We start from the raw sequence: 24,408 nt of genomic DNA, 5'->3' as shown, positions 1-24,408 counted from the left end.
GAATCGCCTCGAAACAGCGGAACCGGGTGTTGCCTCGCAACGGTGGCGCCGGTCATCCAGTTGGCCTTTCGTCCCAGCAAAAGCGATAGCCGCTCCCATTAAGCGGGTAGCCGGCGGGCGCTAGGTGGCGCTGCTCGATAGCGGCACGGCACTCGCTCCGGGCTCGCGCACGCGTAGCGTGAACAGCGCGGCGACCAGCAGGCAGGCGCCGCCCAGTGCCAGTGCCCAGATCGGCTGATTGTGGAAGCACAGCCGCAGCAGCAGGCCGAGCACGCTGGCGGCGAGCAGTTGCGGGATGACGATGAAGAAATTGAAGATACCCATGTAGACGCCCATCTTGGCCGCCGGCAGGTTGTCCGACAGCAGGGCATACGGCAGCGACAGGATCGACGCCCAGGCAAAGCCGACGCCGACCATCGAGGCGAGCAGCCACTGCGGGTCGCGGATGTACAGGAACGACAGCAGCCCTGCGCCGCCCAGGCACAGGTTCACCACATGGCTGATGCGCAGGCCCCAGCGGCGCACCATCAACGGGATCACTACCGCGGCCAGTGCGGCAAAACCGTTGTACGCGGCGAACAGCACGCCGACCCAGTTGGCGCCCTCGTTGTAGGCGGACGAGCCGGTATCGGTGGTGCCGTAGATCGTCTGTGTCACGCCCGAGGTGGTGTAGATCCACATCGCGAACAGCGCGAACCAGGAGAACAGCTGCACCCAGGCCAGCCGCCGCATCGAGGCGGGCATGCCGTAGAGGTCGCCCATGACTTCGCGCAGCATGCCGTGGCTGCGGGTGCGGCTCAGCCATGCGAACAGCAGGCCGAACACGATCAGGCCGCCGGCCAGCAGGTAGACCTCTTTCTCAAGCGCGAAATGCCTGATCGCGAACAGCACCGCGATACCGACCACCAGCAGGAGCAAGCCCGGTCGCCAGGCGTGCGATGCATCCACCGCCGGCTTTTCCACCACGTTGTCGGTAAACGACTGCAGTTGTGCGGGCGGATATTCGTGCGTGCTCAGGATGGTCCACAGCACTGCCCCCAGCAGCACCGCGCCGCCGGCGTAGAACGCATACTTCACGGTATCGGGAATGCCGCCGTCCGCCGCCACGTTGGCCACGCCGAACTGCGCCAGGATCCAGGGCAGCATGGAGGCGATCACCGCGCCTACGCCGATGAAGAAACTCTGCATCGCATAGCCGGCCGGTCGCTGTTGCGTCGGTAGCTGATCGCCGACGAAGGCGCGGAACGGTTCCATCGACACGTTGATCGACGCATCCAGGATCCACAGCAGGCCGGCGGCCACCCACAACATCGGCGCGTTCGGCATCCACAGCAGTGCCAGCGAGGCGAACACCGCACCGACCAGGAAGTACGGCCGGCGCCGGCCCAGGCGGTTCCAGGTGCGATCGGAGTAGTGACCGATGATTGGCTGCACGATCAGTCCGGTCAGTGGCGCAGCGATCCACAGCGCGGGGATGTCGTTCACGTTCGCGCCCAGCGTCTGGAAGATCCGGCTGACGTTGGCGTTCTGCAGCGCAAAGCCGAACTGGAGGCCGAGAAAGCCGAAGCACATGTTCCAGATCTGCCAGAACGACAGTGCGGGTTTCGGCGTCATGAATGGCTGCCCTTGCTATGGATAATGTCGTGCGGCACAGCCGCCTTCGCTGGCGGCATGCTCAGCATGCGCGCACCGTGCGGGTTGCGCTGTGGTTGATGCGGGTCATTGGTACCTCCTCGCCGGCGACAGTTATGTCATGGCGCGGCGCATCCCGCATGCTGCGGGCGCAACATCGGTGCGACCGATCGCCCGTGACAGCCCTGCATGGTAGGTACCGTCGCACTGCAGCAACCAGCGTCTGCATACGTATTCATGACGACGCTGGCGCGCAGCAGAGCGGCATCGCCGGCGGCAAAGTCGATCGTCCTTGTAAAGCGGAGGGCTCTGGCGGCATAGTCGATCGACAGTGTGACGACAGCGGAGAATCCATGCGGGTACGCCTCGAAGATGTGGCGCGCGCGGCGAACGTATCGCCCAAGACGGTGTCGCGCGTGCTCAATGACGAGGCCAACGTGAGCGATGCCACGCGGGAGCGCGTGCGTGCCGCGATGGAGGCGATGGATTATCGGCCGCACCCGTCGGCGCGCAGCCTGGCGGGCAACCGCTCGTTCCTGGTCGCGATGCTGTACGACAACAACGACAACCCGGCCTCGACCTATCTGGCCGAGATCCAGGATGGCGTGCTCGAGGCCTGCGACGCGCACCGCTACAGCATGATGGTGCGCCCGCTGCGCATGCGCGGCGACGATTTCATTCGTCGCCTCGACGCGCTGATTTCCGATCACCATCCTGACGGCGTGGTGCTGACCCCGCCGATCACCGACTACGCGCCGCTGCTGAAGCGTCTGCGCGAGCGCAATGTGCCGTATGCCAGCGTGTCGCCGCTGCGGCGTGGCGACACCATCGGCGTGACCATGGACGAGCAGCAGGCCGCACGGGCGACGGTGGAGCATCTGCTGGCGTTGGGCCATCGGCGGATCGCTCATGTGATCGGCATTGCCGACCACGGTGCCAGCCAGTGGCGACTGGCCGGTTATCGCGAAGCGATGGCCGCAGCGGGCCTGGCCGAGGATCCGCAACTGATCGTGCAGGGCGCTTTCACCTTCGGCTCGGGTGTAGAGGCGGCGCGACAGCTGTTTGCGCTGGCCGAGCGGCCGACGGCGGTGTTCGCTGCCAACGACGACATGGCCACCGGCGTGATGTGGGCGGCCGGCGAGTACGGCCTGAAGGTGCCGCACGACCTGTCCGTCTGCGGTTTCGACGATACGCCGCTGGCGCGTCAGCTGTGGCCGGCGCTGACCACCGTCCAGCAACCCAGTCGCGAGATGGGCAAGATCGCCGCCCAGCAATTGCTGGGCGTATTGCGCGGTCATGGCCCCGGCCAGCTGGTGCAGGTGCCGTTCTCCCTGCAGATCCGCGACTCCACCGCCCGCGTTCCCTGAAGCTGCAACATGCTGCCGTAGCGTCCGGCGGTCATGTTGCAGGGCGAATTGACAGCGCTGTCATTTATGCCACCATGCGACCCGGACGCGTGCCGCCGGTACGCCAGCCTGGAGCCTTGCCGTGCGATTGCCGCCCCCATCGAGTCCGTTCCTGCGTCGCCTTTCCCTGGCCGTATCACTCGCTGGCGTACTGTTCATGACGATTCCCGCACTGGCCGGCAGTACGGCCAACGTCCATCCCGAGCTGTGGCCGAAAGGCAGCTCGCCGCTGCCGCCCGATCCCTCGCTTGAGGCTCGGGTTCGGGCCTTGCTGGCGAAGATGTCGGTGGAGCAGAAGGTCGGCCAGATGATCCAGGCCGACATCAAGTCGGTGACCCCGGACGACGCGCGCACTTACCACCTCGGCTCGATCCTGGCCGGAGGCAACTCCAAGCCGGCCGGACAGCCGTATCCCACGGCACTGCAGTGGCAGGCGTTGTCCGATGCGTTTTACCGCGCCTCGATGGATACCTCGGGCGGACGCCTGGCGATCCCGGTGCTGTTCGGCATCGATGCCGTGCATGGCCACAACAACCTGGTCGGCAGCACGTTGTTTCCGCAGAACTCCGCGCTGGGTGCCACGCGCGATCCGCAGCTGATCCACGAGATCGGCAAGGTCACCGCGCAGGAACTGCGCGCCAGCGGCATCAACTGGACCTTCGCGCCCACGCTTACGGTGCCGCAGGACGTGCGCTGGGGCCGCTCCTACGAGGGCTATTCGCAAAACCCGGCGCTGGTGGCGCAGTACGCGTCCGCCGTGGTCGAGGGGCTGGAGGGCAAGCCGGGCACGCCGCAGTTCCTGGATGCCGAACACGTGATCGCCACCGCCAAGCACTTCGTCGGCGACGGCGGCACCCGCGACGGCAAGGACCAGGGCGACGCCGAGGTCAGCGAGGCAGTGCTGCGCGACGTGCATGCGGCCGGCTATCCGCCGGCGATCAAGGCCGGCGTGCAGGTGGTGATGGTCTCGTTCTCCAGCTGGAACGGGGTGAAGATGGCCGGCAACAAGGCGCTGATCACCGACGTGCTGAAGGGGCGCATGGGCTTCGACGGGATCGTGCTGGGCGACTGGAACGCGCACGGCCAGGTGCCTGGCTGCACCAACGAGGACTGCCCGGCGGCGTACAACGCCGGGCTGGACATGCTGGAGGCGCCTGATTCCTGGAAAGGCCTGTACAAGAACACGCTGGCGGAGGTGAAGTCCGGCGTGATCCCGATGGCCCGCGTCGACGATGCGGTGACTCGCATCCTGCGGGTGAAGTTGCGGCTGGGCATGCTCGAGGCCGTGCTGCCGTCGAGCAATCCGCTGGCGGCCCGGTCGGCGCAAGTGGTCGGCAATCCGGCGCACCGCGCGCTGGCACGCCGCGCGGTACGCGAGTCGCTGGTGCTGCTTAAGAACAAGGGCGGCGTGCTGCCGATCGATCCGCGCAAGCACATCCTTGTCGCTGGCGACGGCGCCGACAACATCTCCAAACAAAATGGCGGCTGGACGCTGACCTGGCAGGGCACCGGGCTGACCAACGCGAACTTCCCGGGCGCCACCTCGATCTGGGCCGGCATCCGCGCGCAGGTGCAGGCGGCCGGCGGCAGCGCCGAGCTGTCGGTCGACGGCAGTTACAAGCAACGGCCCGATGTCGCCATCGTGGTGTTCGGCGAGGATCCCTACGCCGAATTCCAGGGCGACTTGCCGAACCTGGCCTATCGTCCCGGCAACGACCGCGACCTCGACCTGCTGCGTCGCCTGCATCGGCAGGGCGTGCCGGTGGTGGCGGTGTTCCTGACCGGGCGACCGCTGTGGGTGAACCGCGAGATCAATGCTGCCGATGCCTTCGTGGTGGCCTGGCTGCCGGGCAGCGAGGGCGAGGGCATCGCCGACGTGCTGCTGCGCACCCGCGACGGCCGTATCGCCCACGACTTCCACGGCAAACTGGCCTATGCATGGCCGCGCACTGCTGCGCAGATTCCGGTCGCAGCGGTCGCGCGGGGCGAGCAGCCACAGTTTCCCTACGGTTTCGGCCTGACCTATGCCGATCGTGGCGATACCGGACCGTTGTCCGAGGATGCCGGGATCGAGCTGAGTGCCGCGCGGGCCGGTGTCTACTTCACCCATGGCAAGCCGGCGCAGGGTTTCGCGCTGCGCCTGACCGGTGCGAACGGCGCGGCCGCGAATGTCACCGCCACGCCTGCCGCCACGGCGGACGGCAGCCTGCGGATCAGCGCGTTCGACTACAAGGCACAGGAAGACGCACGCAGCCTGAGCTGGTCCGGCCAAGGCGCCGCGCGTGCCGCGCTGGTGGCGCCGGCGCCGCTGGACGTTGAGCGTGAGACCAATGGCGACGTGTTGCTGGTGACCACGCTGCGGGTCGATGCGCTGTCGCCGGAAGGAGCTTCGATCGGTGTCGGTTGCGGTGCCGGCTGCGGCGGACAGGTGCCGGTCGGGCGGCAACTCGCCGCGTTGCCGCGCGGGCAGTGGCTGCGCGTGGGCATCCCGTTGAAATGCTTCCGTGACGCCGGCGCCGACATGAGCAGGCTGGACCGGCCATTCGAATGGACCAGCCATTCCGGTGAGCGGGTCGCCGTCACCGACGTATCGCTCGGCACGGTGGCGGACCGGACGCTGGCATGTCCGGCCCCTGGGGACAAGCCATGAATGCCGGACCGTTGTTCACGGTGGCATCGCTGCCGCGGTCCGGCGTCGGCTTCGCGATGTCGGCCGGGCTGCGGCGCGGGCACGACTTCGACATTGGCCACGCTGCCTTCATCAAGCGCGGGTCGACAGGCGGACACCTTTTTTGCGGCATTGGATGCCAAGACGGCTATTTGCGGTGCATCAATATCAAGGTGTGGGGAGGCTTGGCATGGAACGCCATGGCCTGTGTAGCGTGGGTTTTTGGATGTCTTGATGGCTTGTTGCTCTGCGGCAAGCATTCATTGCAGGAGCACTTTATCATCCAACAATGACAGCGCTGTCATTTCGGGATCAGCGGCGCGCCATGGGGAGCTGGGAAATCTTTGTCTTCGCCGGTGCATACGGCGGCCAACAACCATTCGTACGATTTAGAGGGAAAGCCAAATGAATCTGCATCACAAGTTGTTGTATGTCGCCATGGCACTCGTGCTCGCTCCGGGCACCGTGCTTGCGGCCGGTCAGGAGGCGTCATCGCAAGGCCCGTCATCCCAGAATCCGATCGCGGCCGACAAGAAGGTCAAGGATCTGGATGCCATCTCGGTAACCGCGACCAAGCGCGAGACGCCGCTGCAGAAAACGCCGGTAGCAGTCACTGCGATCACGGCGGACACGCTCGACAAGGAGCGTGTGATGACCGTGCAGGATCTGACCAAGCTGGTGCCGGGTCTGCAGGGCACGTCGGAGGGTGATCATGACGTGGTGACGCTGACCATGCGCGGTATCGGCAACGACAGCGCCAAGACCGAGTATGCCGATCCTGAAGTCGCGACCTTCGTCGACGGCGTATATGCCCCCCGCGCCGAGGCTGCCTCGGGTCTGCTGCTGGACATGGACAGCGTCGAAGCGTTGCGCGGCCCGCAGGGCACACTGTGGGGCCGCAATGCCACCGCTGGCGCCATCAGCTTCCAGACCGCCAAGCCCGACATCAATGGCGGCTTCTACGGCAATGGGCAGATCGAGGCGGGCAGCTACAGCCAGATGGGTACGCGCGCCGCGATCAACCTGCCGATCAGCAGCACCTTCGCGATGCGCGTGGCCGTGGTGCACGAGCAGCATGATGGCTACGTCAACTACCAGAATCCGGCCAGCGAAATCCCGTCGGTGGCCCAGCAGCAGGCGACCTATCTCGCCTCCGGCGGCAATCCGGCCAGTTTCCAGCCGATCAACCTCAACCAGTTCATCCAGAGCGGCAAGAAGTACGACGCACAGGATCAGACCGCCGCCCGCGTGAGCGCGCTGTGGCAACCCAGCGACTCGTTCAAGTGGAACCTGTCGTACGAGTATTTCCTCGATCGCGGCACGCCCAGCCTGAGCCTGATGCAGCAGCCGCGCCCGGGCCAGGATTTCTGGTCGGCGTTGATCGACACCGCGCCGTACCTGGATCGAACCTCCAAGACGGTGCGCAGCCGCATGGACTGGGAAATCAACGATGGCATGGAGCTCAGCTATATCGCCGGCTACAACCGCTATTCCGGCAAGAGCGATTTCGACCAGGATGTCGGCGTGGCCGTACCCACCAGTTTCACCACCGGCGGCGTGTACCAGGAAGACCGCACCAACTATTCGAACTACGAAAGCTACAGCAACGAAATCGACCTGAAGTCGAAGGGCCAGCAGGCGATCGACTGGATCGTCGGTGCGTACTACGAGCACGAAGACAACAACATCCGCTTCGACATTCCGATCATGAACGGTACCCAGCAAGGCACCGTCAACTGGCAGGGCTCGTTCATCCAGCCGAAGGAAACGGTGGCGTCCAAGGCGGTATTCGGCCAGGCCACCTGGCATATGTCCGATCATTGGCGCCTGACCGCCGGCGCGCGCTGGTCGCATGACAACAAGGCCAACGACGGCGGCATCAACTGGGACTGGGACTACGACCCGACCGTGCCGCAGCTGCCGATCTCGCCCGGTGTCCTGCCGGGTCCGGCGACCGGCTTCAGTGCAGGCCAGTACAACACCGCCACGTACAGCAAGAGCAAGGTCACCTGGCTGGCTCGTGTGGACACGGACATCGGTGAGCATGGTCTGGCCTATGCCAGTGTCTCCACCGGCTACAAGTCCGGCGGCACCCAGGACGGTGGTGCGCTGTACAAGCCCGAGTCGCTTACCAACTACGAAATCGGCACGAAGTTCGCGTTCTTCAACGGACATCTGACCTGGAACAGCGCGGCCTACTACGAAGACTTCAAGAATTTCCAGCTGTCCGCGCCGATCACCTACGCCAATGGCGCGCATGGTCTGGGCTTCTCGAACGTGCAGGGCGATACCGAAGTGATCGGCCTCGAGTCGGAGCTGGCTTTCCAGCAACAGGATGATCGTGTCAACCTGATCTTCTCGGCCATTCCCAGGAAGAAGCTCGGCACGTTGCTTTACGCAGGCAGCAACGATTACGCCGGTTTCCCGGCGTGCCCGCCGACCGCGCCGCTGGGCGTGGGCAACTGCCTGAACGTCACCGGCAACGACTTGCCGCACGCGCCGAATGTTTCGCTGACCGGTATCTACGAGCACGACTTCCACTTGCCGAATGGTGGCCGTCTGACGCCGCGCGTGAGTGCCCAGTACCAGAGTGCGCAGTGGCTGAGCTGGTTCAACCTGGGGGCACCCGACGAGCAGAAGGCGTATGTGCGTGGCGACCTGTCGCTGCGTTACAGCGAGCCGGGCGACCGCTGGTACGTCAACGTGTATGTGCAGAACGTCTCCGACGACCGCATCAAGACCAGCGCAGGCAGCAGCCTGGTCAATGGCAACCTGGTGTACATCTCGCAATACCTGCCGCCGCGTACCTACGGTGTCCAGTTGGGCTTCTGGTTCTGATGGCCGAGTCCGTGCGGCTTGTGACGCAACACTGTTGCCGTTCTGAAGGCATCACGACGAGGATGTCTTCAACCCTCCCCTGAATGGCACTTTGGCCGGACCCGCGTGGGTCCGGCCTTTCTTTCGAGGGCGTGACGAGAGCATGTTGTCGCGGTGAGAACTGGCCAAGCCGTCATCGAATGCCAAACCACAGGTGACGTTGCATCGTTTGCGAAAGGAACAGGACATGCCGCGATTGAAGAAAGTACTGGTGGTGGGTGGCGGCACGGCCGGCTGGCTGACTGCGTGCTACCTGGCGAAGGCCATGAATGCGGCTCACCCGGACAGTGTCCAGGTGCATCTGGTCGAGTCGGACCATATCGGTCTGCTCGGCGTGGGCGAGGCCACGTTTCCTTCGATCCGCGGCACCTTGTCGGCCATCGGGCTGGACGAGCGGCGCTTCCTGGTGGGAGCCACGGCAACCTACAAGCAAGGTATCCACTATCGCCATTGGGTCAGGCCGCCGGGCACGCCGGGCAGCGATCATTACTTTCATCCATTCAGCCTGCCGAGTCAGCGGCCTGGAGGGCCCGAGCTGCTGCCGTACTGGCTGCTGGGAGCCGCTCCTGCGGGGATGGCGTTCGCCGATGCAGTGACCATGCAAAGCACGCTGGTCGATCACGGGCGAGGTCCCAAGCGCCCGAAGGATCCTGATTACCAGGGGCCGATGAATCATGCGTTCCATTTCAATGCGGCCTGCTTTGCCAAGGTGCTGGCCGAACACGGGCAGGAAGCGCTGGGGGTGAAGCGGTACGTCGCGACAGTGGAGCGCGCCGTGCTGGACGAGCAGGGCGCCATCGCATGCGTGGTGACCAAGGAACTCGGGGAGCTCACCGCGGATCTCTACGTGGATTGCACCGGCCTGCGCGGCGCCTTGATCGGCGGCATCATGCAGTCGCCGTTTCACAGCCGCCGCGATGTCCTGTTCGCCGACCGCGCGGTGGCGCTGCAGGTGCCTTATGCAAAACCGGATACGCCGATCCCGCCTTACACCATCTCCACCGCACAGGAGGCCGGCTGGATCTGGGACATCGGTCTGCACGCGCGCCGCGGTGTCGGCTATGTCTATTCGTCGCGCCACACGGGCGACGAGCGTGCGGAGGCCGTGTTCCGCCGTTACCTGGGGTCGGCCGGCGAAGGGCTGGCGGCCATGCACATCAAGTTCGAAACCGGTTATCGGCCCGAGCCCTGGCGCAAGAACTGCGTTGCGGTCGGTCTGTCAGGCGGCTCCGTGGAGCCGCTGGAATCGACCGGCATCGCGCTGATCGAACTGGCGTCCTACCTGCTAACCCATCTGTTGCCGGGCGACACCGACAGCATGGAAAGCGCCGCGCGGCATTTCAACGAGATGATGGTGGCGCGCTACGACCGCATCATCGACTTCATCAAGATGCACTACTGCCTGAGCCAGCGGCGCGATTCGCAGTTCTGGATCGACAACGCCGATGCTGCCAGCATCCCGCAAACCCTGCAGGACAAGCTCGCGAAGTGGAAGCACCGTCCGCCGCACCGGCTGGATTTCGTCGGCGACCTGGAAATGTTCATGACCGCCAGCTGGCAGTACATACTGTACGGCATGGAGTTCCGGACCGACCTCGAACCGATGCGCAGCGCCTATCCGCACATGGAAGCGGCTCGCCGTGAATTCGCGATGATCCAGCAGGTGGCCGCCCGTGCGCTCGACGACCTGCCGGATCATCGTGCGCTGGTCGAACAGTTGTGCCGCGAACATCTGGAGCTCACCCGGCCGGCCACAGATATGGCTGTCACCGCCGGCGGCTGAACCGCACGATCGCAACTGCCGCGCTCCCCTGCAGGAGAGGGTTGGGCGGGCTCAGCCTTTCATGGCGTGGTGACCCCGCCGCCCAGCGGCGCAATCAGCAGGTCGCCGATGCTGGCGCTGTTCAACGGGCCGTCGCTGCCGCCGGCGCCGCCGGTGTAGTGGGCAAAGTGGGCGAGATAGCTCATGTTGAAGCCGTCATCGAGGCTGAAGCGGCAGGTGGCGCCAGCCTTGGCGTTGAACCGGCCCCAGGTCGAATGCTGCACGCCAGCGCTGTGCGGCATCACGATCGGCATGCGCTGATCCTCGCGGCCATCGCAGCGGATCACCAGCATCTTCACTGCGGCGGTGATGCCGGTGTTGATCGGACCGTGGTTGTTGGCGTAGTCGATGGCGACACGGTAGTTGCCTGCAGTCGGCGCGGTCCATGTGCGCGGCCAGCTGCCGGCTATTTTCGACAAGTCGCCCACGCAGGTATCGGGGCTGTGCAGCGACTCGATACCTTGCGCGCCGGTGCGCGTGGCACTGACGCAGAGCAGCCCAGGCTGACGGGCGATCTGGCTGCTGCCGTCGATGCTGCCGTGGTGCTGGCCATTGAGGTAGAACTGCACCTTGCCGTCGACCTGCACGTGCCAGCCTTTGGCATCGGCCGTCAGCACGGGAGCAGCAGGGGCTGCGGGTGCATACAGCGGCGCGTCGGTGCGCAGTGCAACGTCCTTCACCTGCACCGACTTGAGCATCACGGTGGTGGTCGTGCCTTGCGCCGTGGTGTGTGCAGCGACGAGCAGGTTGCCGCCGTACTTTTCAGGCAGCTGCAGCGTGATCTTCCGATCGGGAAGCGACAACGTAATCGATCTGCGCTGGCCGAAGAGCATGGGCACCAGCGAGGTCGGCAGTTTCGGCTCGACGCGGCCATCTTCGGTGAGGCCGAACACACCTTCGGTAACCACCGCGAAGTAGGCCGCCACCGACCACAGCTGGCGTGGCGAATTCACCACCGGACCGCTGTGCCTGCCCTCGTCCAGGTGCTGGCCCTGGGTCAGCAGCTCGTAGTTCTCCATGTTGGAGCCGTACAGTGCGGCGCCGCGCATCACCGACTCGATTTCGTGCGCGATGCGCGTCGGCTGGTCCACCATGCGTGCGGCGCGCATTGCATAGGCGCTGACGAACGGCCAGATCGCGCGGTTGTGGTAGATCGGCTGGTCGGCGCGCTCGGGCCAGATCACCGGGCTGCCGGCCGGCCAGGTGGGGTAGTTCGCCAGTGTCTGTCGTGCGCGATCACCGTCGGCCACGCCGCTGGTGATCGCAAGCGCAATGCCGAGCAGGTCGTAAGTATCGTACGGCGTGCCATCACCGCCGATGTAGCTCATGTAGAGGCCGCGGTCGGCACGCCAGAAGTGCGTGTTGATTGCTGCTTTCAGTGCGTTTGCCTGTGCGCGGTAATCGCCTGCGGCTTTTGCATCGTGATGTGCGTCGGCCTGCGTGGCGGCCAGTTGCAGCGCCTGGTAGTGCAGCACATTGGTGGACAGCGCGAACGACTGGCCGATGAAGGTCACCTCATTGGCCGTCCACGCCGGATAGGTCTGCTCGCGCCAGTCGAGGAACGAGGTCTCGCCGCGGTAGAGGCCGAACGTGGCATCGAACGCGTATTGCCGGTCCTGCGCCAGCGTATTGCCCAGCGCGTGGTAGGCATCCTCCGCGAACGCCTTGTCGTCGAGCAGGTGCTGCGCGCCGAGGAACCACACCACGCGATCGGTGCTGATCGGCCAGCTGCCGCCGGAGCCGGTGTCCTGCATCACGTACAGACCTTGCGGCGCTGACGGCACGCGCACGTCGGACAGTTTGAATTTCAGCCCGTTGCGTGAGCGTGCGGCATCGAATCGCCACAGGCCCAAGTCGATCGAATACGACAGGTCGCGCGTCCACACATACGGCCATTTCAGGCCAGTCTCGAAGCACAGGCAGGGAATCGGCTGGCCGTGATCGAACGCACCGTCGCGGATCGCCGTCACCGAATCCTGTTTCAGGTCGTCCTGCGCCATCGCAAACAGGCCGTCGAACAGCGGACTGGCGGTATCCGTGTGCAGCGGTTGCGCCGGGATCACACGCTGTCCGTACGGCCATGCCAGTGTGTAGGCATCCTGGGCATCGCGGCTCATGCTCACGTGCACACCGTGCCAGTCCAGTCCGTCCTGCCATGCGGGTGTGTTTGCACTTGCCGCCATGGCTGCGACCAGCAGTACGCTCAGCATGCCGGCACCGCGTGTGTCCCGGCGTGGATCAGATGCATCATCGGCATGCCCCTCCTGCTGCTGTTATGTCATGGTGCGGCACGCTTCGCATGTTGCGGGCGCAACATCGGTATACGCGGCTATTCTCGTTGATCCTGCATGGTAGGGAGCGCCGCACTGCAGCAACCAGCCTCTGCATACGTATTCATGCAGGCGAATGGTGGCATTGGGTAACCTGCTGCGATGGATCTGCGTTGCTTAGGGTCATTGACCCTGCACCGACGGGTCTTGCCTGCATTCTTCACTTCCTTGCCATCCGGGATTCGAGCTGATGAACAAGCTGCTGCGCATGTTGGTGTTCGCAGGCCTTTCACTGTCCGCATCGCTCGGCCTTGCGCAGATCCAGATCAATCCGCTGCCGGAGGAAAAGCCGGTGGTGGCAAGGCCGATCGGGGCGAATGAGCTGACCGCGGCGGATGCCGGTGCCTGGCTGGACGGGCTGTTTCCCTATGGATTGAAGAAGAACAATCTCGCCGGCGCGGTGGTGGTCGTGGTGAAGGACGGCCAGATCCTGCTGGCGAAGGGTTACGGTTACGCGGACGTGGCGGCGAAGAAGCCGGTCGATCCGATGACGACGCTGTTCCGTGTCGGTTCGATCTCCAAGACCTTCACCTGGACGGCCGTGATGCAGCTGGTCGAGCAGGGCAAGCTCGATCTCGATGCGGACGTCAACAAGTACCTCGATTTCACCATTCCGCCGCGCGACGGCAAGCCGATCACACTGCGCGAGCTGATGACGCACACGCCAGGCTTCGAGGAAACCATCAAGAACCTTGGCGGCAACGATCCGGCGCGCTTGATGAGCAACGAGGCCTGGGTCAAGGAGTGGGTGCCCGAGCGCGTCTATCCGCCAGGCGAGGTCTCTGCCTATTCGAACTACGGCGCCGCGCTGGCCGGCTACATCGTGCAGCGCGTATCCGGCCAGCCGTTCGACGACTACGTCGAGCAGTACATCCTGCAGCCGCTGGGCATGCAGCACGCCACGTTCCGTCAGCCATTGCCGGCCTCGTTCGCACACGACATGGCGAAGAGCTATGCGAAGGCCAGCGAGCCACCAAGGCCGTTCGAGCTGGTGAATGCGGCGGCCGCCGGCGCCATGTCGGTCAGCGGCGGGGACATGGCGCATTTCATGATCGCCCAGCTGCAGGGTGGCCGTTACGGCGATGCGCAAATCCTGCGCACGCAGACCGCACAGCAGATGCATGACTACACGCACTATTCGGTGCCGGACCTGTTGCCGATGGCACTGGGCTTCTATCACATGGATCGCAACGGCCAGGACATCATCGGCCATGGCGGCGATACGGAACTGTTCCACAGCAACATGATGTTGTTCGTGCGCCAGAACGTGGGTGTGTTCGTGTCCATCGATGGCGATGATGACGGTGGCCTGCGACGGCAGCTGCTGAACGGTTTCACCGACCGCTATTTCCCGGCGTTGCCGCAACTGCTGCAGCCGACACTGGCCACGGCGCGTGAGCACGGCGCCGTGCTGGTGGGTCGCTACATCGCCAGCCGCACCTCGATGTCCAATTTCATGAGCATGGCGAACACGTTTGGACAGTCGCGCATCACGATGGACAAGGACGGCACCCTGGTCACCCACGATTTCCAGGACATGGCTGGACAGCCACGGCACTGGCGCGAGGTGAAGCCATACGTCTGGCTGGATGACGCCAGCGGCAGCCATCTCGCTGCGCTGATCGAGGGCGGCAAGCTGCGTTGGATCTCGTACGACGAGGCATCGCCGGTGGTGGTCTTCATGCCGGTGTCGGGCTGGCAATCCGCGGCGTGGAACCTGCCGCTGCTGTTTGGTGCGCTGGCGGTCTTCCTGCTGGCCATGTTGCTGTGGCCGATCGCGGCGCTGATACGGCGGCATTATCGCCAGTCGCCGCTGTTGTCGGCGCAGGCCATGCGCTGGTATCGCTGGAGCCGTGTTGCGGCGTTGCTGTACCTGTTGTTCGCTGTCGGCTGGATGTACGTGCTGAAGTTGGCGAACGACAGCTTCGTGAACCTGGACAACGGCCTGGATGTGACGCTGCGGTTGATCCAGCTGGTCGGCTTGCTGGCAGTCATCGGCAGCATTGCCGCCATCATGAATGCGCGCCATGCCTGGCGCGAGCCGGGCCGCTGGTGGCGGAAAGCGAACAGCACGGTGCTGGCATTGGCGTGCCTGGCGGCCTTGTGGTTCACCTTCAGCCTGCACCTGTTGAACCTGCATCTGAATTACTGAGGCGTTGCATTCGAGCGCGCGGCGTCTTCGTGCCTTGTCAAAAACAAGAAGGCCGCGTCGGAGCGCGACCTTCTTTCAAAGGGTGATCTGGCACGAACTCAGTGCAGCTCGACCACCACCAGCCCCTGCGGCGGAATGGTGATATCCAGCTTGCCGCTACTCAGGTCGATCTGTTCCGGTGCCGACAACTTGCCGGCGGCGCGCAGCTGGGCGATCTGTTCGCGGCTGGGGGTGTCCGGGCGGCCCATCCGGTCGAAGGTGGCGACGGCATTGCCATGGGTCTCGTCGAGGCGCCACAGGGTTGCGTGGGCGCCGGCGGCGAGATGTTTCACGTCGATGTTGAAGTGCTTCGGTGCGCCGCTCGGTTCGCCTGGCGTGTAGGTGGCCTTGTCACCGACTGGCGGCGCGTAGTTCCACAGCGCAAGGACGACGGTGCCGTCATCGCGCCGAGTGGCCAGGGCCGAGTCGGAGTCGAGTGCGAGTCGGGTGCTGCCAAGCTTGTGCAGCATCGCGAACGCATTGAACGCGGGTTTGTCGATGCGGTCGGCGGCGATCAGGCCGAAGCCGCCGTAGAACGGGTTCTGCACCACGCCCTGTTCCTCGAACACATCGGAGAACGACCAGTAGCTCATGATCTCGACCTTGCCGGCGCACTCGCGGATGGTGTTGGCCATCCACGGGCCCATGAACACGGTGTCGGTGACGTTGGGCAGGTTCGCGTAGGAGGCGTTGTACTCGCTGAAGATCAGCGGCATGTGCGGATACGGTGACGCAGCGATCTCCTTGTGCGCCTTGTCCACCGAGCGGCAGACCATGTCCGCGCGCGGGATGTTCTCCTTGGTCTTGAACACGTTGTCGGCGGTGTCGTCGCCGTAGACATGGGTGCTGACGAAATCCACCGGCACCTTGGCATCGTGCGCATGCTTGAGGAAGTCCGGTACCCACGCGGCTTGCGCCGTGCTCGGGCCGCCCACGCGCAGGCGCGGGTTCGCTGCCTTGAGTGCACGCACGGTGTGGTCGTACAGGGCGAAGTAGGTGGGCTGCGGTGGCGTGCCGGCCCAGAAGCCGATGTTCGGCTCGTTCCACACCTCGAAGTACCAGCTGGCCACTTCGTCGATGCCGTAGCGTGCGATCAGATGCTGCGCGAACGCGCTGATCATCGCGTCCCACTCGGCATAGTCCTTCGGTGGCGCGATATTGGGGTGGTACCAGAACTCCTGGATCGCCTTCGGATCGGAGGTCAGTTCTTCCGGCATGAAGCTCAGTTCGACGAAGGGTTTCACGCCGCGCTCGAGCAGGCCGTCGTAGATCTGGTCGACGTAGGAGAAGTTGTAGCTGATCTTGCCGTCGGTGCCGCGTCTAACCAGGCCGACATCGCGGTCGAAGATGCCGTGGAAGCGGATGTAGCCGAAGCCGGTGGCCTGATGCACCGCATCGAGGTCCTTGCGGTAATCGTCGCGCAGGGCGAGCGAGGCACGGCCGGAGCCGAACATCTGCTCCCAGAAATGCGGAAAGGTCGTGCCCTTGGCGGTGGCGTCGATGTGCAGGGTGGTCGTGGCTGGTGCGGATGTCGCGGCGTTGACGTTGCCGGCGATCAGCAGGGCGGCGACACAGGCGCCCATGGCCAGGTTTCGGAGCGAAGGAGGAAGAGTCATGGCGGATCCTGTTCGACGCGTGGGGTGGGCGCGGAAGGGGCCGGCAAAGCCAGCAACCATCAGGATGTAAACGTTTACATCGAGGCACAGTCTGCTACAGCGGCAGGTGGTGCGTCCAGCCATTGGCAGATGAATCCTGCGCTGCGTCACATGCGAATGCGTGCCCCGAGCCCCTCGGGCAACCTGCCTTGTGCGGGAGAGGTTTCAGCCCTTAAGGAAGCTCTGAATAAGCTTTTGCCCGTCATTCCAGCGAAGGCTGGAACCCAGCGTCTTCAGTGACTTGCACCAGCGCTGGATCCCAGCTTTCGCTGGGATGACGAATTATTCGGACCTTCCTAACGTCGTTGCTTTCAGTGAAAAACCATGGGTGTCGACTGGAACGCCTCCCGGACGGGTAGCCGGAATTCCGACTACTGCTTCATGTCGAGCGTGACGCTTGTCGCCTGCGCTGCCGTCACCCGCACGTAGGTGACGTCGCCATAGCGGTCGTGACCGCTGGCCCAGCCCTCACCAGCGCTGTGCTGCAGGGCGTCCAGGCTGCCGAAGGATTTCAGGTGGCTGCTGACAGTCGCGGTCGTGCTGCCGTGGATCTTCAGCAGGTAGAACTGCAGTGCCGGCTTGAAGCTGCCGGCGGCAGCGCCGATGTCGAGCTGCACGGTGTTGCCACTGCGCTGCACCGCCAGAGTCTGGCGGTAGTCCTGGCCGTGTTCGTAGTCGTACGTGTTGCCGTCATCGTCGTAGTAATCGAACGTGCTGCGTTGCGCAGCGGGGAACACCTCGACGTCGAGCTGGGTAATCGGATGCTGGCCGACGTAATCCTCGACCGCCTGGGTCGGGATGATCGCGCCGTCGCGGATGAACAGTGGAATGTCGCTCCACATCTTGCTGTCGACCGCGAGATGGACCGTCTGGCCACCCTCGTAGACCTTGCCGCTGAACCAGTCGGTCCAGCGGCCGGCGGGCAGGTAGACGTCCTTCGAAGTCTGCCCCTGTTCGACCACCGGCGACGCCAGCAGCCAGTCGCCGAACATCCACGCGCCGACATCGTTGCGCACCTGCGGATCGTGCGGCCAGTCGAACAGCAGCGGGCGCACCAGGCCGACACCGGTGACGCGGCGCTGGTATTCGTAACTGTAGATGTACGGGATCAGCGCATAGCGCAGGCGGATCGCAAGGGTGGCTGCCTTCTCGGCGACCGGGCCATACATCCACGGCTGGCGTTTCTGACCGAAATCGCCGTGCACGCGGAAGATCGGCGTGAACGCTCCGAACTCGATCCAGCGCGCATAGTTCTCGTCCGAGGGATGGCCATGGAAGCCGCCGCCGTCCATGCCCCACTGCATCGCGCCGACGTTGATCGCGCTCAACATGCGCGCGCGCTGACCGGCCATGCTGGCGAAGCCGGTGGGAATGTCGCCGGACCACAGGCCGTAGGCATAGCGCTGCGAACCGAGCCAGAAGTTGCGGTTGATCGACCATACGCGCTCGTTCGAGATGGCGCGCTGGCCGTCGTACAGCGCGCGCTGCATGTTGAGGAACTGCGTGTTGCTGGGCGTGTTATCGGCCTCGTCATTCCACCAGCCGGCGATGCCGGTGGCGAACGAATGCTTCAGTGCATCGTTGAAGAACCAGGCGCGTGCCGCCGGCTTGTCGAAGTCGATGTCCTTCACCGGCTTGTGCGAGAAGTAGTCCGGCGTGGCCTTCTCATCCGGACGCCACAGGTCGTGCGCGGTGGCGTAGCGGCCTTCAACGGTATCGACATGCACGCGCGGTTTCATGATGCCGGTGAGATGGATGCCGCGCTGGTCCAGTTCGGTTTTCAGCTTGCCGTCGGGGCCGTCGGGAAATTTCATGGCGTTCCAGCGGAACTCGCCCCAGTCCTCGCCCCAGGCTTTCCAGTCGAAGTCGAGCGTGAAGTTGTCGAGCGGGATGTGCTTCGCGCGATAGGTGTCGACGATCTGCAGCAGCTCCTTCTGGTCGATGCCCCACTGGCTGTTGGTGAAGCCCATCGCCCATTTCGGGAACAGCGGCGTGTGCCCGCTGAGCTGCGCCAGCGCGCCGAACAGCTCGCGCGGCTGGCCGACGACGATGTAGAGATCCATCGCGCCCTTCGCGGCTGTCGCCTCAGGCACGATGGCGAGGTTCGCCAGGTGTTGATCCGCATCAGGCTTTCCGCCGGGAAGTGTTTCCCGGAAATCCACGTTGCTGTCGCTGTCCACCAGCACGCCATAGCCAGCCGTGCTCCACACGAATGGCGCGCCTGCGTAACCCTGCTCGCCAGCCTTGGCGATCTGCCTATGGCCTTGGCGCAGCAGGCCGTCGGTGGCTGGTTCAGTAGCATTGAAACCGTGAATGCCATACATGGCGTCGCCCACGGCATGCATGAATCCGGCCTTGTTATCGCCCAACCCGCTGAGATACAGGGTGAGCAGATGCCGGCCGCTGGGGTCATCGATGCTCAGGGTGGTGTCGTTCCACGTCGCCACAAGCCGCTCGGACGTCATCGTTGCAGAGCGCTTGTCCGGGCTCATCTTTACCGATACCGACACCTGCGACTGTTCCGGATGTGGATCGAGTATCAGCGCACGCTGTGCGTCAGGCGCACCAGTCTGCACATGCAGGATGCCGGCACCGTCGAAGTGGATGGCGAGCGGTGCGCCCACCAGGCCGATGTGGGTTCCGTTGTCGATGGTGATGCCATTGGCGTCGAGGTGAACGGTCATCGGCGGAGGCTCAATGAAATCGGCTCGCGCCGCCGGCAGCGCCAAGAAGCCGGCGAGGGCCATGGAAGCACAGAAGAGAGGCGGGCGGATGCGCAGGCTCATTGCAGGATCACGCTGCTGTAGGGCGGGAGCTTTACGCTGCCGTTGTGGGCTTCGGCGCCGGTGCCGGTCTGATGCAGCACTTTGCTGAAGTGCGCTTCGCCGGGCAAGTCCAACGGCATCGACTGCATCGCACCGGACAGGTTGTGCACCACCAGTACATGGCTGCCGGTGTCGTCGAGTTTCCATGCGGCGATATGCGGGTTCGCCACGCTGAGCGGGTGGATGGCGCCATCGCGCAGTGCGCTGATTTGGCTGCGCCAGTGGATCAGCATCGCGTAGTCGTGCAGCAGCGAATCGGGATCAGCCTGTTCCGCTTCCACGGATACCGCCGGATCGACTTGTGTGGTCGGGGTTTCCCAGGTGGCTTCGCCGGGCGCATTCGGCGAGCGGTTCCAGCGCATCGGTTCGCGCAGGTCTTCATCGGGTTTCTGCCCGCGCACGCCCAATTCCTCGCCATAGTAGATGAATGGCTGGCCGGGCAGGGTGAGCAGCATCGCGGCAGCCACGCGCATGTGCTGCGGGTTGCCGTCGAGCTGGCTCATCACGCGTTCCTGGTCGTGATTGGACAGGAACGGTGCATCCACACCCGACTTGCCGGTGACCTTGCGATAGTCGGCCTCGGTCTGCGCGAGCAGCGCAGCGAGATGGCCGGCACGTTCACTCTTCGCACTGTCGATCAGTTGCTTCGCCAGCGGAAAATCGAATACGGAACTCAGCGGGCGCAGGTACGGTGCAAGTCGGTCGGGCGTCTTCTGCGTGACTTCGCCGACGACGTAGGCACCGGGTGTTACTGCGTCGATGCCGTGGCGGAACTGCGACCACCAGGCCAGGTTCTTCTTCAGGATCGCCGGATTGCCATCCTGCGACTTGAAGTCGTAGTAGATGTGCTGGGCTGCATCCAGCCGGAAACCGTCGACCCCCTTCTTCAGCCAGAACTGGCCCACGCGGATCATTTCCTCGCGTACGGCGGGCGTGTCGTAATCCAGGTCGGGCATCATGCCGGTGAATACGCCGATGTAGTGCTGACCCGTCGGGGTGGTGTGCCAGGCCGGCGTGTCGGTGGCGCTGAGCGCATCGAGGTCGGTGCCGGCGCGCGCCCAGGTGTACCAGTCGTGATGCGGGTCCTGCGGATTGTTGGCGGCGATGAACCACGGATGCAGCGCGCTGGTGTGGTTGATCACCAGGTCGATGATCACCTTGATGCCGCGCTGGTGAGCCGCATCCAGCAGGCGCTGGAAGTCGGCCATCGTGCCGTACTGCGGATTGATGCCGTAATAGTCGGTGATGTCGTAACCGTGATAGCTCGGCGAGGGATTGATCGGCATCAGCCAGATGCCGCTGACGCCCAGTGACTTCAGGTAATCGAGCTTCGCGGTGACACCGTTGAGATCACCGATGCCGTCGCCGTTGGTGTCGTAGAACGAGCGCACGAAGATCTCGTACCACACATCGGACGGTGCCTGCTGCGAGGTCGTGGTTGCAGGCGATGACTGTCCGGTATCCGGTTGACTGCAGGCCGGTCCCGGCGAGAGCAGGGCGAGGACAGTGACGATGGCGCAAGCGAAGAATGGGAATCTGGGCATGTCGGTCTGCTTTGTGTGGTTGCGCCTCCGTCGTGCAGGCGCAGGCATCGGACAGGAGTGCAATGGATCGGCAGATGACTATCGGCTTGATGCGTACGGCCATCGGGCAGATGGCGATCATCTCTCGGTCATGGCACGGCGAACAAGGTGAAAAAAAGCCGACTCCGCAGGGAGAGGCGGAATCGGCCAGGGGAGACAGGGCCGGACATCCCGAGGGTGATGTCCGGCATGGTCATTACAGCTTGATCTTGACGCCGAGATACGTCGTCATGCCGAAGTACTGGATCGTGCCGGTCTGCTGCGAGTTGCCGAAATAGGTACGGGTCGGCTGGTTGGTCAGGTTGAGGAACTCGAGCGTCAGGGCCACGTTCTTGGTGAAGTTGTACGCGGTCTGGAAGTCGAACACCGTCTCGGGAGCGAAGTAGACGATCTGGTTGTTCACCGACATCTGCGAGTCGGACACGAACGACGAGCGGTAAGTACCGGACAACTGGGCCGAGAACGTACCGTTGTCGTAGAACAGGGCTGCGGTGGCAGACTTCTTCGACAGGCCCGGCAGGCCCTGATTCTGCGGCGGGCCGCTGATCGTCGACTCGGATTTCACTGCGCTCTGGGTCATCGAGAAACCGCCACTCACGCCCAGCCCGGACCACACGCCAGGCAGGAAGTGGGTCTTCTGGTAGAACAGGTCGAGGCCGTGAACCGTACCGCCCTGGGTATTGTTGAACGAGGTCTGGTACACGCCGTTCAGATAGGGCTTGCCGGTGGTCGGATCGATCGGCACCGTGATGCCTGCGCTGGCGAAGTCAAAATCGTTGTACTGGATTTGCTGCACGAACGATTCGACGTGCTTGGTGTACACGTGCGCGGTGAACGCACCGCTGGATTGATCGAAGTAGTGCTCGTAGCTGAGATCGAACGTGTTCGCGTACATCGGGCTGAGCAGCGGACTGGTATTGCTCCACAGGTTGTACTGCCCGTTGGCTTCCCATGCGCCGTGGCCGGCCAGCAGCGAGCTGATCGGCGGCGGCGCCATCGTCTTTGCGGCGGAGAAGCGCAGCTGGTTGGCATCGTCGAAGTGGTAGGTCAGGTTGATCGACGGCAGCCAGTCGGTGTACGTCTTGCCCTGGTTGACCGGCATGTAGTTGCTGCTGGTCACGCCGGTCTGATCGGTGATCGGCACGCCTTCGTTGTTGTCGACTTCCTGCAGGCCGCTGCTGTATTGCGAGGTGCGTACCACGCGCATGCCGATGTTGCCGGTGACGCTGTGATCGAACACATTGGTATCGATGTCGGCCATCAGGTACGCATCGCGCGACTTGACATCGACCTGGCCGCTCTGGATGTACGTCCAGTTGTTGGCCCAGCTCTTCAGCGGTGTCGTGTTGGTGACGCCGTTGGCGGCGAGGATCGCCGGGCCGTTCAGCGCCAGGAAGCACGGGAAGCTGCTGAAATCACCGCGCCAGCAGGTGTTGATTGCATCGCTGCTGTTGAGCGCCAGCGGCGGCCCCGATGTTGCCTGGGCATCACCCCATTCCGAGCCATACACATAGGCGCTGCGGTCGGCGTTGTAGGTATGGTTGTTGATGTAGACGCCGCCTTCGAGCGCCGAGAACACCTGGTTGTCCGACAGCTCGTAGGTGGCCTCGAGGCGGAAGCCCTTGTCACGATCGTGATAGACGTAGGGGTAGACGCCATAGCGGGACAATGCCATGTCGCCGAGGTTGGTGTAGATGCCGGGATCGGGAACCGTGAGCGAGCCGATATTGAGGCCGTTCAGACGATAGGTGAGCGACTGGTTCATCAGCGTGGGGTTGGCGGTACCCAGGCCGTTATAGGGGTCGGCGGTCGTGTCGACATTGATCTCGGAGCTGACCGAGCGCGACATCGAAGCGTCGGCCACCACCGTCCACGGGCCGTCGGTCCATTTCGCATTCAGGCCGCCGGAGAACACGCTGGCGTGGGTGGTGTAGTTGTCGGCGGTGGTTTCCAGCCCGAAGTTGTCGGGTGTGGCGTTGCTGCTCACGGTGCCGCCGACGATGGCGCCATTCGACAGATACACGGGGTTGGTGATCTGCGCCTGGCCCTGGTCAAACAGTTGCCCACGGAGGCCGCGGCCGAACGAGCCGTCGTTGTACTGCGAGAAGAAGCCGCTTCCGCCGATCTGCAGGTTGTCGGTGGGCCTCCACACGATGTTCGCCAGGTAGCCGTTGCGCTGCTCACTGCCGCCGTTCTGCTGCACCTGGATACCCTGGGATGGATAGCCCTGTTGTCCCGCGGCATTGATGGTCTGCAGCCCGTCAAACGCTTCGCCAACGAATTGCTCGGAGACATGCGGCTGCACCATGCGCGCAAAACCCAGGCCCACGCCCAGGGTGTCGTCGAGGAACTTGCCTTGCCAAGCGGCGCTGAAGCGGTAGCCCATCGGATCGGCGCCGTAGACATCGTTGGCCCCGTTGTTGTAGCTGCCGCGGAAATCGACGTTGACGGTCTGTTCCTGCTTGGCCTCGAGTGGATTGGCCGTTTTCATGGCGATCGTGCAGCCCACGCCACCTTCGATCAGCGAAGCCTGCGAGGACTTGTACACGGTCGCTTCGTTGATCAGTTCGGACGGGTAATCGTCGAACTGGACGTAGTTGGTGCCGCTGGTCGGTGGCTGTACGCGGCCATCCAGCGTGGTCTGGATGAAGTTGCCCGAAAGGCCGCCGCAGTTGATCTGCGAGGCCTGGCCACCGATACGCTCGGCGGTGACGCCGGGCAGGCGGGTCAGTGCGTCGGCGATCGACTGGTCCGGCAGGCCGCCGATGTCCGCGGCGGTCACCACGTTCTGGATGGTGTCGGCATAGCGCTGGATGTCGACCGCGGTCTCGACGCTCTTGTTGTAGCCGGTGACCGTGATGCCTTGCAGATCCTTGGCTTTGGCATCCGCTGCCGCCTTTGCCCGGGTCGAGGCATTGGATTTGGTGGTGTCACCCGTGGTGGAGGTGTCCTGCGCTCCCTGCGCGTTCTGGCTGGTCGCTTGCGGAGCGGCCGGTTGGTCGTTCAGTGGCGCCGCCGCGTAAACAGCAGAGGTCGCGCAGAAACCGACCGATGCCAGTGCCAAGGCAAGCACGTTGCGTTTGAGTATCACCGTTATCCCCTCCCAGGGTTGCACATCATTTTGTTTTGGTTGCGGTCATTGCCCCAACGTTTTCAGTGGACAGCGCGGCCGCATGTGCCGATGACCCGTCAACGTGGCGATCATGTTAGGGCGGCGTTTTGCAACCCGACCGTTTCCTGCATACGTATTCATTCTGCTGCTTTGCATCGCAAACAGGCGTGACATCTCATCGAAATGCGCTGTTTCGCATGATTCGCCGAAGCGTGCCCGTGCCCGGAATTGCGGGGGATGATCCGTTGCCAGGCTTCATTCCGCTGGATTTCCGTGATTTTTATATGGACGTCCAAACAGTCGTTGC

The 24,408-nt window shown here is 64.0% G+C and carries 12 protein-coding genes; 6 read left to right on the top strand and 6 right to left on the bottom strand.

The features are described from left to right. Positions 1-120: 120 nt before the first annotated feature. Positions 121-1,614 (bottom strand): MFS transporter, encoded by a 1,494-nt coding sequence (locus tag ACYVKM_RS00715; RefSeq protein WP_460875068.1) that lies wholly within the window; start codon positions 1,612-1,614, stop codon positions 121-123. Positions 1,615-1,985: 371 nt separating this feature from the next. Here ACYVKM_RS00715 and ACYVKM_RS00710 point away from each other — a divergent pair, with 371 nt between their 5' ends. The 5 genes from ACYVKM_RS00710 to ACYVKM_RS00690 all read left to right on the top strand — a co-directional run bounded on the left by ACYVKM_RS00710 (position 1,986) and on the right by ACYVKM_RS00690 (position 10,366). Further along, the gene (locus ACYVKM_RS00710) at positions 1,986-2,999 is read left to right on the top strand and encodes a LacI family DNA-binding transcriptional regulator (protein ID WP_460875067.1); all 1,014 of its coding nucleotides are present in this window, start codon (positions 1,986-1,988) and stop codon (positions 2,997-2,999) included. 196 nt (positions 3,000-3,195) lie between these two features. Further along, on the top strand, positions 3,196-5,688 hold the full coding sequence (locus ACYVKM_RS00705) for a glycoside hydrolase family 3 protein (RefSeq protein WP_460876475.1): 2,493 nt from the start codon (positions 3,196-3,198) through the stop codon (positions 5,686-5,688). Continuing rightward, positions 5,685-5,999 carry a hypothetical protein gene (locus ACYVKM_RS00700; protein ID WP_460875066.1) on the top strand — a complete coding sequence of 105 codons (315 nt, stop codon included), beginning with the start codon at positions 5,685-5,687 and terminating at the stop codon, positions 5,997-5,999. Before ACYVKM_RS00705 ends, ACYVKM_RS00700 begins: the two co-directional genes overlap by 4 nt. Positions 6,000-6,111: 112 nt before the next feature. Next, positions 6,112-8,544 carry a TonB-dependent receptor gene (locus ACYVKM_RS00695; protein ID WP_460875065.1) on the top strand — a complete coding sequence of 811 codons (2,433 nt, stop codon included), beginning with the start codon at positions 6,112-6,114 and terminating at the stop codon, positions 8,542-8,544. Between the two features lie 226 nt (positions 8,545-8,770). After that, positions 8,771-10,366 (top strand): tryptophan halogenase family protein, encoded by a 1,596-nt coding sequence (locus ACYVKM_RS00690; RefSeq protein WP_460875064.1) that lies wholly within the window; start codon positions 8,771-8,773, stop codon positions 10,364-10,366. A gap of 59 nt (positions 10,367-10,425) precedes the next feature. On the opposite strand, the gene ACYVKM_RS00685 is transcribed toward ACYVKM_RS00690, so the two are convergent. Continuing rightward, entirely contained in the window at positions 10,426-12,615 is a 2,190-nt protein-coding gene (locus ACYVKM_RS00685; RefSeq protein ID WP_460875063.1) for an alpha-L-rhamnosidase-related protein, read from the bottom strand. Between the two features lie 310 nt (positions 12,616-12,925). Between ACYVKM_RS00685 and ACYVKM_RS00680 the strand changes: the two genes are divergently transcribed. Continuing rightward, positions 12,926-14,887, top strand: coding sequence for a serine hydrolase domain-containing protein (locus ACYVKM_RS00680; protein WP_460875062.1), 1,962 nt, complete (start codon positions 12,926-12,928; stop codon positions 14,885-14,887). A gap of 98 nt (positions 14,888-14,985) precedes the next feature. Here the strand turns inward: ACYVKM_RS00680 and ACYVKM_RS00675 are convergent, their stop codons facing one another. From ACYVKM_RS00675 to ACYVKM_RS00660, 4 genes are all read right to left on the bottom strand, one after another. Next, positions 14,986-16,542, bottom strand: coding sequence for a GH39 family glycosyl hydrolase (locus ACYVKM_RS00675; RefSeq protein ID WP_460875061.1), 1,557 nt, complete (start codon positions 16,540-16,542; stop codon positions 14,986-14,988). 410 nt (positions 16,543-16,952) lie between these two features. Then, positions 16,953-19,265 (bottom strand): TIM-barrel domain-containing protein, encoded by a 2,313-nt coding sequence (locus ACYVKM_RS00670; protein ID WP_460875060.1) that lies wholly within the window; start codon positions 19,263-19,265, stop codon positions 16,953-16,955. A gap of 98 nt (positions 19,266-19,363) precedes the next feature. Next, complete coding sequence (locus tag ACYVKM_RS00665) at positions 19,364-20,950, bottom strand: alpha-amylase family glycosyl hydrolase (RefSeq protein ID WP_460875059.1); 1,587 nt, start codon at positions 20,948-20,950, stop codon at positions 19,364-19,366. Between the two features lie 235 nt (positions 20,951-21,185). Beyond that, on the bottom strand, positions 21,186-24,080 hold the full coding sequence (locus ACYVKM_RS00660) for a TonB-dependent receptor (protein WP_460875058.1): 2,895 nt from the start codon (positions 24,078-24,080) through the stop codon (positions 21,186-21,188). Between the last annotated feature and the right edge of the window lie 328 nt (positions 24,081-24,408).

It is taken from the genome of Rhodanobacter koreensis, assembly GCF_054782855.1.
Note: the sequence above shows the minus strand (reverse complement) of the source record. Positions and strands in the feature narration are given on the sequence as shown.

Coding starts and splice junctions, on each gene's coding strand:
- ACYVKM_RS00715 (WP_460875068.1), bottom strand. CDS start 1,614: ATGACGCCGAAACCCGCACTGTCGTTCTGGCAGATCTGGAACATGTGC.
- ACYVKM_RS00710 (WP_460875067.1), top strand. CDS start 1,986: ATGCGGGTACGCCTCGAAGATGTGGCGCGCGCGGCGAACGTATCGCCC.
- ACYVKM_RS00705 (WP_460876475.1), top strand. CDS start 3,196: ATGACGATTCCCGCACTGGCCGGCAGTACGGCCAACGTCCATCCCGAG.
- ACYVKM_RS00700 (WP_460875066.1), top strand. CDS start 5,685: ATGAATGCCGGACCGTTGTTCACGGTGGCATCGCTGCCGCGGTCCGGC.
- ACYVKM_RS00695 (WP_460875065.1), top strand. CDS start 6,112: ATGAATCTGCATCACAAGTTGTTGTATGTCGCCATGGCACTCGTGCTC.
- ACYVKM_RS00690 (WP_460875064.1), top strand. CDS start 8,771: ATGCCGCGATTGAAGAAAGTACTGGTGGTGGGTGGCGGCACGGCCGGC.
- ACYVKM_RS00685 (WP_460875063.1), bottom strand. CDS start 12,615: ATGCTGAGCGTACTGCTGGTCGCAGCCATGGCGGCAAGTGCAAACACA.
- ACYVKM_RS00680 (WP_460875062.1), top strand. CDS start 12,926: ATGAACAAGCTGCTGCGCATGTTGGTGTTCGCAGGCCTTTCACTGTCC.
- ACYVKM_RS00675 (WP_460875061.1), bottom strand. CDS start 16,542: ATGACTCTTCCTCCTTCGCTCCGAAACCTGGCCATGGGCGCCTGTGTC.
- ACYVKM_RS00670 (WP_460875060.1), bottom strand. CDS start 19,265: ATGACCGTTCACCTCGACGCCAATGGCATCACCATCGACAACGGAACC.
- ACYVKM_RS00665 (WP_460875059.1), bottom strand. CDS start 20,950: ATGCCCAGATTCCCATTCTTCGCTTGCGCCATCGTCACTGTCCTCGCC.